10 protein-coding genes are annotated in these 13650 nt (G+C 65.1%); 7 read left to right on the top strand and 3 right to left on the bottom strand.

Annotation, left to right across the window (positions count from 1 at the left end):
* Positions 1 to 31 precede the first annotated feature (31 nt).
* From rfbB to rfbD, 4 genes are read left to right on the top strand one after another with little or no spacing between them, the layout of a single operon-like run.
* Positions 32 to 1087: a dTDP-glucose 4,6-dehydratase gene (gene rfbB, locus M2650_RS11090; protein ID WP_249474536.1), complete on the top strand. Its 1056-nt coding sequence runs from the start codon at positions 32 to 34 to the stop codon at positions 1085 to 1087.
* Positions 1088 to 1969, top strand: a complete 882-nt coding sequence (rfbA, locus tag M2650_RS11085; RefSeq protein ID WP_249474535.1) for a glucose-1-phosphate thymidylyltransferase RfbA — start codon at positions 1088 to 1090, stop codon at positions 1967 to 1969.
* 10 nt (positions 1970 to 1979) lie between these two features.
* Positions 1980 to 2537 carry a dTDP-4-dehydrorhamnose 3,5-epimerase gene (rfbC, locus tag M2650_RS11080; RefSeq protein WP_249474534.1) on the top strand — a complete coding sequence of 186 codons (558 nt, stop codon included), beginning with the start codon at positions 1980 to 1982 and terminating at the stop codon, positions 2535 to 2537.
* Entirely contained in the window at positions 2534 to 3430 is an 897-nt protein-coding gene (gene rfbD, locus M2650_RS11075; RefSeq protein ID WP_249474532.1) for a dTDP-4-dehydrorhamnose reductase, read from the top strand. Before rfbC ends, rfbD begins: the two co-directional genes overlap by 4 nt.
* Positions 3431 to 3632: 202 nt before the next feature.
* Here the strand turns inward: rfbD and M2650_RS11070 are convergent, their stop codons facing one another.
* A complete protein-coding gene (locus tag M2650_RS11070) occupies positions 3633 to 5360 on the bottom strand; it encodes a peptide MFS transporter (protein ID WP_249474530.1) in 1728 nt (575 codons plus the stop codon).
* 265 nt (positions 5361 to 5625) lie between these two features.
* On the opposite strand from M2650_RS11070, the gene M2650_RS11065 reads away from it, so the two are divergent.
* The 3 genes from M2650_RS11065 to M2650_RS11055 all read left to right on the top strand — a co-directional run bounded on the left by M2650_RS11065 (position 5626) and on the right by M2650_RS11055 (position 11155).
* A complete protein-coding gene (locus M2650_RS11065) occupies positions 5626 to 7590 on the top strand; it encodes an OPT family oligopeptide transporter (protein ID WP_249474528.1) in 1965 nt (654 codons plus the stop codon).
* A 120-nt stretch (positions 7591 to 7710) separates the two neighbouring features.
* Complete coding sequence (locus tag M2650_RS11060; RefSeq protein WP_249474526.1) at positions 7711 to 9780, top strand: S9 family peptidase; 2070 nt, start codon at positions 7711 to 7713, stop codon at positions 9778 to 9780.
* A 121-nt stretch (positions 9781 to 9901) separates the two neighbouring features.
* Positions 9902 to 11155, top strand: coding sequence for a DUF819 family protein (locus M2650_RS11055; RefSeq protein ID WP_249474524.1), 1254 nt, complete (start codon positions 9902 to 9904; stop codon positions 11153 to 11155).
* A gap of 92 nt (positions 11156 to 11247) precedes the next feature.
* Here M2650_RS11055 and M2650_RS11050 read toward each other — a convergent pair whose 3' ends face one another.
* Both M2650_RS11050 and M2650_RS11045 read right to left on the bottom strand, forming a co-directional pair.
* Positions 11248 to 11472, bottom strand: coding sequence for a YbdD/YjiX family protein (locus M2650_RS11050; RefSeq protein ID WP_249474522.1), 225 nt, complete (start codon positions 11470 to 11472; stop codon positions 11248 to 11250).
* Between the two features lie 40 nt (positions 11473 to 11512).
* On the bottom strand, positions 11513 to 13594 hold the full coding sequence (locus M2650_RS11045; RefSeq protein ID WP_249474520.1) for a carbon starvation CstA family protein: 2082 nt from the start codon (positions 13592 to 13594) through the stop codon (positions 11513 to 11515).
* Positions 13595 to 13650: the final 56 nt, after the last annotated feature.

Here is a 13650-nt window from a genome sequence, read left to right as displayed (position 1 = left end):
GGCGCACCCGATATATATTAAGGAGCCTTGTGTGCAAACTTGGTTGGTGACCGGCGGCGCCGGATTTATCGGCGGCAACTTCGTACTCGGCGCTGTCGCAGACGGGATCAAGATCGTCAATCTCGATGCGCTGACCTACGCCGGCAATCTCGATACCTTGTCCACGCTCGAGGGCGACCCTCGCCATGCCTTCGTGCAGGGCGACATCGGCGACCGTGTGCTGGTGGCTAGGTTGCTGGCCGAACATCGCCCCGACGCCGTCGTCAATTTCGCTGCCGAAAGCCATGTCGACCGCTCTATCGACGGCCCGGCGGCCTTCGTGCAGACCAATGTGGTCGGCACGTTGTCCCTGCTCGAAGCCGCACGCGATTACTGGAAGGGCCTGGAAGGGCCGGCGAAGGATGCGTTCCGCTTCCTGCACGTGTCGACCGACGAGGTCTATGGTTCGCTCGGCGATAGCGGCAAGTTCACCGAGTCGACGGCGTACGCGCCCAACTCGCCCTATTCCGCATCCAAGGCGGCATCCGATCACCTGGTCCGCGCCTTCCACCACACCTACGGCCTGCCGGTGCTGACCACCAACTGCTCCAACAACTACGGCCCCTACCAGTTCCCGGAAAAACTCATTCCGCTGGTGATCGCCAAGGCGATCGCGGGCGAGCCGCTGCCGGTGTACGGCGACGGCAAGAACGTGCGCGACTGGCTTTACGTGGGCGACCATTGCTCGGCGATCCGCGCCGTGCTCGAGCGCGGGCGCGTCGGCGAAACCTACAACGTCGGCGGCGACGCCGAGCGGCAGAACATCGAAGTGGTGAATGCGATCTGCGCATTGCTGGACGAACGCCGGCCGCGCGAAGACGGCAAGCCGCGCAACTCGCAGATCGCCTACGTCAAGGATCGCCCCGGCCACGACCGGCGTTATGCGATCGACGCCTCCAAGATCCAGGACGAACTGGGCTGGAAACCGTCGCATACCTTCGAACAAGGCATCGCCGGCACCGTGGATTGGTATCTCGCCCATCAGGACTGGGTGCGGCGCGTCCTGGACGGCAGCTATCGTCTCGAACGCATCGGCCAGGAGGCATAAATGCGCCGCGGCATCATATTGGCGGGCGGTTCGGGCACGCGCCTGTATCCGCTGACGCAGTCGATCAGCAAGCAATTGCTGCCGGTCTACGACAAGCCCATGATCTATTACCCGCTGAGCGTGTTGATGCTGGCGGGCATCCGGGAAGTGCTGATCATCAACACGCCGCATGAGCAACCGCTGTTCACGGCGCTGCTCGGCGACGGTTCGCAATGGGGCATGCGCATCGAATACGCGGTGCAGCCGAGCCCGGACGGACTGGCGCAGGCCTATTTGATCGGCCGCGATTTCGTGGCAGGGCAGTCGAGCTGCCTGGTGCTGGGCGACAACATCTTCCACGGTCCCGGCCTGACCGCGCTGCTCAAGCGCGCGGACCAGCGCGACAGCGGCGCCACCGTGTTCGGCTATTGGGTGCGCGATCCGGAGCGCTACGGCGTCGCCGACTTCGATGCGGAAGGCAAAGTCGTAGGCTTGGAAGAGAAGCCTGCGCAGCCGCGATCGAACTATGCGGTTACGGGCCTGTATTTCTACGACGGCCGCGCCAGCGATTTCGCATCCACGTTGAAGCCTTCGGCGCGCGGCGAGCTCGAGATCACCGATTTGAACCGGCGTTACCTGGACGAAGGCTCGCTCCACCTGGAGCAACTCGGCCGCGGCTATGCGTGGCTCGACACCGGCACGCACCAGTCGCTGCTGGAGGCTTCGAACTACATCGAGACCATCGAGGCGCGGCAGGGCCTGCGCGTGTGCTGCCCCGAAGAGATCGCCTGGAACAACGGCTGGATCGATGCGGCGCAGCTGGAGACGCTGGCGCGACCGCTGGCGAAGAACGGCTACGGCCAGTATTTGTTGTCGTTGGCCGAACGCGGATTCGTGCCGTGAGGGCGGGCAGGTGAAAATCATAGAGACCGATCTGCCAGGGTGCCTGCTGATCGAGCCGCAGGTGTTCGGCGACGACCGCGGGTATTTCTTCGAATCGTTCAACCGCGACAAGATGGCGGCGCAAGGGCTCGCTCCGACCTTCGCGCAGGGCAACGTGTCGAGCTCGGTGCGCGGCGTGCTGCGCGGGTTGCATTACCAGTGGCCCAAGCCGCAAGGCAAATACGTGTCGGTTCTCGAAGGCGAGGTGTGGGACGTGGCGGTGGACATCCGGCGCGGTTCGCCCACGTTCGGTCGCTGGACGGCCGTGGTCCTGACCGCGGAGAACAAGCGCCATTTCTGGATACCGGAAGGTTTCGCGCACGGCTTCGCCGTGCTCAGCGAGCGCGCCACGTTCACCTATCTGTGCACCGAAACCTACGATCGCGAAGCCGACGCAAGCATCCGCTGGAACGATGCGCGCTTCGCGATCGACTGGCCGCTCAGCGATCCGCTGCTGTCGGACAAGGACGCCCGCGCCCCGTTCCTCGACGATGTCCCCGAGGAGCGCTTGCCGGTCTACCGGCCTTGAAGATCCTGCTGTTCGGCGGCAACGGACAGGTCGGCAGCGAACTGCGCCGCAGCCTGGCGCCCTTGGGCGAGGTCGTGGCCGCCACGCGTTCGGGAATGCTCGAAGACGGCGCCGCCTGCGAAACCGCCGATTTCGATGCACCGGACAGCCTACCCGGCCTGATCGAACGCATCGCGCCGGACGCGGTGGTCAATGCCGCCGCTTACACCGCCGTCGACCGCGCCGAAGACGACGCAGAAGCCGCGTTCCGCGCCAATGCCGAAGCCCCGCGCGCCATCGCATCGGCTTGCGCGTCGCGCGGCGCGTTGATGGTCCATTACTCGACCGATTATGTTTTCGACGGCGGCGGCAAGCGTCCGTACCGCGAGAACGATCCGACCGCGCCGCTCGGGGCTTATGGCGTCAGCAAGCTCGCCGGCGAAGCCGCAGTGCGCGAGAGCGGCGCACGTCATTTGATTTTCCGTACCGCGTGGGTCTACGCCGCCCACGGCAAGAATTTCCTGCTGACCATGCTGCGGCTGGCCAAGGAACGCGATGAGCTGCGCGTGGTGGCCGACCAGATCGGAACGCCGACCTCGGCGCGATTGATCGCCTACGCTACGGAGACGGCCCTGCGTTCGCGGCGCGATTCCGGCTTATGGCACCTCACCGCGTCCGGGCAGACCAGCTGGCATGGTTTCGCCGAATCGATCGTGCTGCAGGCGCAAGAGTCCGGCCTGATCGCACGCGCGCCGAAAGTGATTCCGATCGCCACGGCCGATTATCCGACGCGTGCCGCGCGTCCGGCGTATTCGGTGCTCGATAACGCGGCCTTCCAGCGCGATTTCGGCATCGAACTTCCGAATTGGCATGAGGGCATGGTGCAGGTGCTGGACGAGATAGCCGGCTTTTAGCCGTCATTCCCGCGAAGGCGGGGTTTTTAACAGCCGAATGGCTGGTCATCCAGTGACTTTAAGCGCCGCACCAGATCGTGACGGCGCTATCGGCAATTCCGCGCGCCCTCACCCAACCCTCTCCCGCAAGCGGGAGAGGGCTAAAGCAAAGTCACTGGATTTCCGCCTTCGCGGGAATGACGGCTAAGAGCAACGACACCCGTCACTTCACGCCATGCATCATCCGCCGCAACAACGGCGCCAGCGCGAACGCCACCACCGCGCAACCCAGACCGATCCACATCAACAACTGGAACAAGTCGGCGTATTTCGCCGCCGCGCCGGCGAAATCCATCGCGCCGCCTTCGGGCACTTCGATCGAAGCCAGTTTGCCGAACTGCGCGGCAAGCGTTTCCGAATACGCCGTAGCCAGCCAGAAGCCGCCCATCATCAATCCCACCACGCGCGCCACCGACAGCTGCGTCACCGCGGACAGGCCGATCGGCGACAGGCACATCTCGCCGACTTCCAGCAGGAAATAGGCCAGCACCAGCCACCACACGCTCGCCATCGCGCCGCCGCCCGCCGTCTGCGCGGCCGCGAGCAACGGCAGGAAGGCGAGTCCGGCGAACAGCAAGCCGATCGCGCTCTTGAACGGTTTGCCGGGATTGCGCCCGCGCTTCTCCAGCCACGGCCACAGCCAGGCGAACAGCGGCGACAGCAGCACGACGAAGAACGAGCCGAGGAAAGTCAGCGAGCCGGCGGTCTGCGGCACCAGCACCACGTCGCGGAAGCAGGCCACCACCATCGCCAGCACGAACAGCCACACCATCGCCCGCGCCAGGCCCGCATTGCCGCGATCGCTCGCGCGCAGCGCGATCACCATCAGCACCGGGCTGGCGGCCATCATGAACAACGACCAGGGCAGGGTGCCGCTGGCGTCGCTGACCAGCGACGGGAACAGGTCCTTGGTCAGCAACCGATCGGTGAACGTCACCCACGAACCGAAACTCTGTTCGTACAAGGTGAAGAACACCAGCACGCCGACGATCATCGCCAGCAGCGCGATCATCTGCTGGCGCTCGACCTTGCTGCAATGGCGGATCAAGAACCAGACGAACCACGCGCCGAAAGCGGCGGCTACCAGGTGCATCGCCCCTTGCACCGTCCACGTGCGCTGGATCAGTTGCCAGACCACCGCGACGCCTGCGAAGGCGGCCAGGTAGATCCACCACTCGCGCGACAGCGGACCGACCCGTTCGCGCAGTTTCGGCGCGTCGGGCGGCTCGGCATGGCCGTGCAGGTATTTCTGGCCCCACAAGAACATGGCCAGGCCGGCCAGCATGCCCAGGCCGGCAGCGCCGAAGCCGTATTTCCAGCCGTAGGTTTCGCCGAGAAACGCGCACACCAGCCCGGCGAACAATCCGCCGACGTTGATGCCGGCATAGAACAACGTGAAGCCCGAATCGCGGCGCGGATCGTCCTGCGCGTAAAGCTTGCCGACGATGGTGGAGATATTGGGCTTCAGGAAACCGACGCCCATGATGATCAGCGCCAGCGACAAATAGAACGCCTGCAACGCGCCTTCGTCGCGCACGATCGCACCGTTCACCAGCCGCGCCTGCTCGCCTTCCACCGCCATGCCCAGATGCCCCAGGCACAGCAGCACGCCGCCGAGAACCACCGATTTGCGCATGCCCAGCCAACGGTCGGCGACCAGGCCGCCGATCACCGGCACCGCATAGACCAGGCCGCCGTAGGCGCCGATCAGGTCGTAGCCGGCCGCATCGCCGAAACGGTGATGCTTGAGCAGATACAGCAACAGCAGCGCCTTCATCCCGTAGAAGGAGAAGCGCTCCCACATTTCGGTGAAGAAGCAAACATAGACGCCTTTCGGGTGGCCCAGGAAATCCTCGCGCGCAGGGATGTCGCTATAGGTCGTGGCGGACATGGCGGGGCCGGGTCGGGATCGGCGCGAGTATATCGGTGCGACGCATGGCCGCGCCGGCCCGTTCGAAGGTGGCGCGACTGCCTCCCCCTTTGAAAAAGGGGGATTGAGGGGCATTTGCTTTTGACTTACACAATGGACAGCGCAGCAAGATCAAGCGCAAATCCCCCTGCGCCCCCTTTTTCAAAGGGGGAAAAAGCTGGGGGGCGCTGGACTTGCCGGCACCTTGGCTTTAGCGTGTCGGGCTTCCGTGGAACAGGGAACCCCGATGAATACGCCTGCGCCTGGCACTCCGCAGCTCACTTTCCGCGCCGTGATACTGGCGATCATCCTGGCGGTGGTCCTGTCCGCGGCCAATGCCTACCTGGGCCTGTTCGCCGGCCTGACCATCGCAACGGCCATCCCGGCCGCAGTGGTGTCGATGGGCGTGCTGCGCCTGCTGGGCGGCGGCACTATCCTGGAAAACAACATCGTCCAGACCGGCGCCTCGGCGGGCTCTTCGATCGCCGCCGGCGTGATCTTCACCATTCCGGCGCTGGTGATCCTGGGTTACTGGCAGGACTTCCGCTATTCCTGGGTGCTGGCGATCGCCGGCCTCGGTGGTCTGCTCGGCGTGCTGTTCTCGGTGCCGTTGCGGCGCAGCATGATCGTCGAGGAACCGCTGGCCTTCCCGGAAGGCAAGGCGGCCGCCGAAGTGCTCAAGGCCGGCGAGAACCCCGGCCCTGGCCTGAAGATTCTCGGCCTGGCAAGCGCGGTCGGCGCCATCGTCAAGCTTGCCGCCGAAAGCGGCCTGCGCATGATCCCGGACAACGCTACGGGTGCGGGCTTCTTCGGCAAGTTCCTGGGCTACATGGGCACCGGCCTGTCGCCTGCGCTGCTCGGCGTGGGCTATATCGTCGGCCTGAACGTGGGCATCGTCGTCGTATCCGGTTCGATCCTCTCCTACAACATCGCCATTCCGATTTACTACGCGTTTTTCCAGCACACCGACCCGGCGCTGGCGGCCCAACTCGTCGGCCAGGGCGCCGCCGACGCCGCGCAGATCATCCGTGCCGAAAAGGTGCGCTACCTGGGTGTCGGCATGATGCTGGTCGGCGGCTTGTGGACGCTGTTCTCGCTGCGCAAGTCGCTGCTGTCCGGCGTCAAGAGCGGCTTCGCCGCCGCGCGCAAAGGCGGCGGCGAAAAGGTGGCCGAGACCGAACGCGATCTGCCGATGAAGTGGATGCTGGTGGCGCTGGTGCTGTTCGTGCTGCCGCTGCTGGGGCTGTACCAGGCCATCGTGAACAATTGGGGCGTGAGCATACCGATGACGATCATCATGATCGTCGCCGGATTCCTGTTCGTGTCGGTGTCGGCTTACCTGGCCGGCCTCGTCGGATCCTCGAACAACCCGGTGTCCGGCATCACCATCGCGACGATCCTGTTCGCTTCTGTCGTGCTCATGCTGCTGCTCGGCAGCGATTCGCCGATCGGCGCGGTGGCCGCGATCATGATCGGCGCCGTGGTCTGCTGCGCGGCGGCGGTCGGCGGCGACAATCTGCAGGATCTGAAGGCCGGCTACCTGGTCGGCGCGACGCCGTGGAAACAGCAGCTGATGCTCGGCATCGGCGCCTTCTCGTGCGCGCTGATCATGGCGCCGGTGCTGAACCTGCTGGCGACCGCGTACGGCATCGGTCCGTCCACGCCGGAGCATCCGCAATCGTTGAACGCGCCGCAGGCCACGCTGATGGCATCGGTCGCCAAAGGCATGTTCGGCGGCCATCTGCCGTGGGACATGATCGCCATCGGCGGCCTGATCGGCGTTGCGGTGATCGCGCTCGACGGATGGCTGAAGTCGCGCAATTCCAATTTCCGCGTGCCGGTGCTGGCTGCGGCGATCGGCGTATACCTGCCGCTGGAGCTGATGGTGCCGATCTTCCTGGGCGGACTGCTGGCTCATTTCGTCGAACGCAAGCACAAGGTGCACCCGCACGACGAAGCCGAGCGCGACCGCATCCACCGTCCCGGCATGCTGTTCTCTGCGGGCCTGATCACCGGCGAGGCGCTGATGGGCATCGGCATCGCGGTGCCGATCGTGCTGTCCGGACGCGGCGACGTGCTGGCGCTGCCGGAAGCCTGGCATTTCGGCCAGATCGTCGGGCTGGTCGTGCTCGCGTTCGTCGGCTGGCTGCTGTATCGCAGCGCGACCAAGATCGATACGACCGCAGCACCGATCGAATCGGGCCCGAAATAACTTTTGGCACTGTGGGAGGGGCATCGGTCCCGACAAGCTTCGTTGCGAGCTGTCGGGCCGAAGCCGCTCCCGCGCATCACTTGCGTCAGAACTTCCTCGCTCAAGCCGTCCGGAGTCGCCATGAAGCTACGCCACGCCATCCTTCCGTTCGCTCTCATGCTCGCCGTGCCGGCGCTCGCCGTCGCCGCGCGCGGCTTCGAAGTGCGCGACATGGTCAAGCTCGACCGTTATTCGTCGCCGACGCTGTCGCCGGACGGCCGCAAGCTGGTGTTCGCCAAGCGCGTTCTGGACGATAAATCCGGCAAGGCGAGCACGTCGTTGTGGATAGAAGACCTGTTCGCGCGCGATGCCGCGCCGCCGGTGCGCTTCACGCCGGAAGGCTGGAACGTCAATTCGCCGTCGTTCTCGCCGGACGGGAAAACGGTGTATTTCCTCAGCGCGAAATCCGGCAGTTCGCAGCTGTACGCGATGCCTGCGGCCGGCGGCGCACCGAAGCAGGTCACCGCATTCGCACTGGATGTCGATGGCTATAAGCTGTCGCCCGATGGCAAGAGAATCGCCATCGCTGTCGGCACGTTCGCCGATTGCAAGGCCGACTTCGCCTGCACCAAGAAGAAGCTCGACGACGAGGGCGCCAAGAAGAGCACCGGCAAGGTGTTCGACCGCATGTTCATCCGCCACTGGGATGCATGGAACGACGGCCGCCTGAACCGCGTTTTCATCGCCGATCTGCCGGCCGGCAAGGCCAAGGCCGCAGTGAGCGCAGGTTTGGTCGGCGCGGACGTGCACGGCGACGTGCCCTCGAAGCCGTTCGGCGACACCAGCGAGTTCGCCTGGTCGCCCGACGGCAAGTCGCTGGTGCTGAGCGCGCGCAAGGCCGACCGCACGGAGCCTTGGTCGACGAACTTCGATCTTTACCTCGTTTCCGCCGACGGCAGCGGCACGGCGAAGAACCTTACCGCTTCGAATCCGGCCTGGGATACCGGCCCGGTGTTCAGCGACGACGGCAACACGCTGTACTACCGCGCGATGAAGCGGCCCGGCTTCGAAGCCGATCGCTTCGCATTGATGGCGATGGACTTGTCGACCGGCGCAAGCCGCGAGATCGCGCCCAAGTGGGATCGCTCCGCCGACGGCATCATGCTGTCGAAAGACGGCAAGACGATCTACACCACCGCGCAGGACCTGGGCGAGCACCCGCTGTTCGCGGTCGACATCGCCAGCGGCCAGCCGAGCAAGCTGGTCGGTGACGGTTCGGTGTCGGCGTTCGAGATCGCCGGCCCGACGCTCGCCTTCGCGCGCAATACGATGAAGAGCGGCGACCAGCTGTTCGCAGCGGCGCCGGACGGCAGCGCGCAGCGCGCGATCACGCCCAGCGCGGGCGAGATGGCGAAGGACGCGAGCTTCGGCGATTTCGAACAGTTCAACTTCAAGGGCTGGAACGGCGACACGGTCTACGGTTACGTGGTCAAGCCCTGGAATTACCAGCCCGGCAAGAAGTATCCGGTCGCGTTCCTGATCCACGGCGGCCCGCAGGGCAGCTTCGGCAACGGCTGGAGCTATCGCTGGAATCCGCAGACGTACGCGGGGCAGGGCTATGCGGTCGTGATGATCGATTTCCACGGCTCCACCGGCTACGGCCAGGCCTTCACCGATGCGATCAGCCAGCATTGGGGCGATCGCCCGCTCGAAGACCTGCAGAAAGGCTGGGCGGCGGCGCAGAAGAAATACGATTTCCTCGACGGCAACAAGGCCTGCGCGCTCGGCGCCAGCTACGGCGGCTTCATGGTGAATTGGATCGCCGGCAACTGGAACCAGCCGTGGAAGTGCCTGGTCAGCCACGACGGCGTATTCGATCAGCGCATGATGGGTTATGCGACCGAGGAAATGTGGTTCACCGAGTGGGAGAACGGCGGCACGCCCTACGACAATCCGAAGGGGTACGAGAAGTTCAACCCGGTCAACCACGTCGCCAAGTTCCGCGTGCCGATGCTGGTGATCCACGGCCAGCAGGATTTCCGCATTCCGGCTGAGCAGGGCATCGCGTTGTTCCAAGCGCTGCAGCGCAAGGGCGTGGAATCCAAGTTCCTGTACTTCCCGGACGAGAACCACTGGGTGCTGAAGCCGCAGAACAGCGTGCAATGGCACGACACGGTCAACGGCTGGCTGAAGCAGCACATCGGCCAGTAAACGTAGCCCGGGCAAGGCCGAAGGCCGCACCCGGGTGTATCGCGACACGATCCCGGGTGCGGCCTTCGGCCTTGCCCGGGCTACGGATGCCGCGCCGCGTCCGCGAACGTTTGGAACAAAGATGACCGAACCCGCCAGCACCGCCCTGATCACCAACGATATCGTCGTGCTCGGCCTGATCGCCGCGACGCTGGGACTGGTGTTCTTTACCGAGTCGCGCAAGACCGGCCTCTGGAAAAAGTTCTACACCTATGTGCCGGCGTTGCTGCTGTGCTATTTCATTCCAGGCATCTACAACAGCATCGGCCTGATCGACGGCAACGCCAGCAAGCTCTACAACCCGGTCGCTAGCCGGGTGCTGTTGCCCGCTGCGCTGGTGCTGTTGACGCTGACGATCGACCTGAAGGGCGTCCTGCGCCTAGGCCCCAAACTCCTGGCGATGTACGCGGCCGCGTCGGTCAGCGTGATGCTCGGCGCTTTCGCCGCGTTCTGGCTGATGGGGTTGGTTCATCCGGAAACCGTGGCCGGCGACACCTGGGGCGGCATGGCGGCGCTGGCGGGCAGTTGGATCGGCGGCGGCGCCAACATGGTCGCGATGAAGGAAGTCTTCGCCGTCGACGAAACCACTTTCGGCCAGTTCGTGGTGGTCGATGTCGGCGTCGGCTACGTGTGGATGGCCGTGCTGATCTTCCTGGCCAACCGCGCGGAGGCGATCGACGCACGCAGCGGCGCGGATACGCGGGCGATCGAAGAACTCAAGGAACGCCTGGTCAGCTACCAGAAGCAGCACCAGCGTGTCGCCAGCCTGTCCGACCTGATGATCATCGTCGGCATTGCGCTCGGCGCGGTGGGCTTGTCGCACGCGGTGGCCGGCCCGATCGCGGCGTGGTTCGGCACGAACGTATCCTGGGCGAAAACGGTCAGCCTGCACGAGCCGTTCGTCTGGGTGGTGGTGCTGTCGACCTTCATCGGATTGGGCTTGAGTTTCACCCGCCTGCGCGAGTACGACGGCGCCGGCGCGTCCAAGATCGGCACTTTGTTCCTGTATTTCCTGATCGCCTGCATCGGCATGCAGATGGACATCATGGCATTGGCCGACAAGCCCTGGCTGTTCGCGCTGGGGGTGATCTGGATTTCGGTGCACATCCTGCTGCTGTGGCTGGTGGGCCGGCTGTTGCGCGTGCCGTTCTTCTATTTCGCGCTCGGTTCGCAGAGCAATATCGGCGGACCGGCTTCGGCGCCGGTGGTGGCGTCGGTGTTCCATCCGTCGCTGGCGCCAGTGGGCGCGCTGCTCGGCGCGCTTGGTTATGCGACCGGCACGGTGCTGGCCTACGTCGTCGGCATCGTATTGCGCGCGATGGCCGGCGCAGCTTAGCTTTTCGTAGGAGCGGCTTTAGCCGCGAGCTTTTCCCGCATCTCAAGCAACATCAAGAGCTCGCGGCTAAAGCCGCTCCTACGAAAAGCGGCTCAGCAGCAGCGGAAGCCGCCGCGGCCGCCGTAGCGCGCTTCCTGGCGCTCGCGGAAGAAGGTCGGGTAATCCATGATGTCCCGGTCGGGATGCTTCTCCAGCATGTGCCGGACGTAGTTGTCGTAGTCCGGCATCCCGCAGCAAAGCCGCGCGGTCTGCACCACGCGCCGCCACACCCTGCGATGGACGGCGTAGTGGTCGAGCGGGACGAGCGCGGTACCCATCATTGCATCCTCATCGCTGCATCCTCGCCATGGCCGCCGGTCATAGCCGCGCCTGCGCGGCTTGCTGCTCCGGGGTCAACGCCACATACGGGGTTTCCCGATCGCTGCGCTGCGGATTGCGCCGCGCCTTGACGATCGCGCCGATCGAATAGACCAGCACGCTCAGGACCACGAACAGGAACAGCGCGGTCAGCCCGGCGTTGATGTAGTTGTTGACCATCACCTGCTGCATCTGGCCGAAATCCTTCGACGGCGCGATCAGTTCGCCCGCCGCGATCGCATCGCGGTACTTGTTGGCCTGGGCAAGGAAGCCGACCGCAGGCGTGGCGTCGAAGATCTTGATCCAGCCGGCCGCGGTGGTGCAGATCAGCAGCCATGCCGTCGGCACGATCGAGACCCAGGCGTAGCGGTCGCGCTTCATCTTGAACAACACCACGGTGCAGAGCATCAGCGCGATGCCCGCCAGCATCTGGTTGGCGATGCCGAACAGCGGCCACAGCATGTTGATGCCGCCGAGCGGATCGGTGACGCCCTGGTACAGGAAGTAGCCCCATAGCGCCACGCAGCCGCCGGTCGCGAGCAGGTTGGGTCCCCACGCTTCGGTGCGGCGCAGCGCCGGCACGAAGTTGCCCAGCAGGTCCTGCAGCATGAAGCGGCCGGCGCGTGTGCCGGCGTCGACCGCGGTCAGGATGAACAGCGCCTCGAACAGGATCGCGAAGTGGTACCAGAACGCCATCATGCCTTCGCCCGGCAGCACCGAATGGAGGATCTGCGCGATGCCTACCGCCAGGGTCGGCGCGCCGCCCGCGCGCGAGAGGATGCTGTTCTCGCCGATCTCCTTGGCGGTCGCGGTCAGCACTTCGGGCGTCACCACGAAACCCCAGCTCGACACGGTCTGCGCGACCGTGTTGACGTCGGTGCCGATGATCGCCGCGGGGCTGTTCATCGCGAAGTACACGCCCGGGTCGATGATCGACGCGGCGACCATCGCCATGATCGCCACGAAAGACTCCATCAGCATCCCGCCATAACCGATGTACCGCGCCTGGCTTTCGTTCGCCAGCAGTTTCGGCGTGGTGCCCGAGGAGATCAGGGCGTGGAAGCCGGAAACGGCGCCGCAGGCGATGGTGATGAACAGGAACGGGAACATGCTGCCCTTCCACACCGGGCCGGTGCCGTCGGTGAACTGCGTCAACGCCGGCATGCGCAACTCGGGCATCACGATGACGATGCCGATCGCCAGCGCGATGATGGTGCCGATCTTGAGGAAGGTGGACAGGTAATCGCGCGGCGCCAGCAGCAGCCATACCGGCAGCACGGCGGCGACGAAGCCGTAGCCGATCAGCATCCACGTGATCTGCGTGCCGGTGAAGGTGAACGCCGGGCCCCAGGTCGGGTGCGCGGCCACCTGGCCGCCGAACCAGATCGCGAGCAGCAGCAGCGCCAGGCCGACCACAGAAATCTCGCCGATCCGTCCCGGGCGGATGTAGCGCATGTACACGCCCATCAGGATCGCGATCGGGATCGTCGCGATCACGGTGAACATGCCCCATGGGCTGTCCGCGAGGGCTTTGACCACGATCATCGCCAACACCGCGAGGATGATGATCATGATCAGGAATGCGCCGAATAAGGCGATGGTGCCGGGGACACGGCCCATCTCCTCGCGCACCAGATCGCCCAGGGAGCGGCCGTTGCGCCGGCTGGAAATCACCAGCACCATGAAATCCTGCACCGCGCCGGCGAGCACGACGCCGGCGATCAGCCATAGCACGCCGGGCAGGTACCCCATCTGCGCGGCCAGCACCGGGCCGACCAGCGGTCCGGCGCCGGCGATGGCGGCGAAATGGTGGCCGAACAGCACATGCTTGTTGGTGGGTACGTAATCCAGGCCGTCGTTGTTGATGACGGCCGGCGTGGCGCGCAGGGGATCCAACTGCACCACCTTGTCGGCGATGAACAGCGCGTAGTAGCGATAGGCGACCAGGTAGATCGACACCGCGGCTGCGACGATCCACAAGGCGTTGATCGGCTCGCCGCGCCGCAACGCGACCGTGCCCAGGCAGAACGCGCCCAGCAGCGCCAGCGCCGCCCATGCCACTTTCCCGAATCCACCTTTCATTTGCAGCCCCTCCGATCGGATAAGGCAGGGTCGCGCCTGGCGCGGTGCGGGTCAAT

Source organism: Luteimonas galliterrae (assembly GCF_023374055.1).
Lineage (GTDB): Bacteria > Pseudomonadota > Gammaproteobacteria > Xanthomonadales > Xanthomonadaceae > Luteimonas_C > Luteimonas_C galliterrae.
The sequence above is the reverse complement of the archived record's forward strand: the minus strand, read 5'-3'. Positions and strand labels throughout refer to the sequence as shown.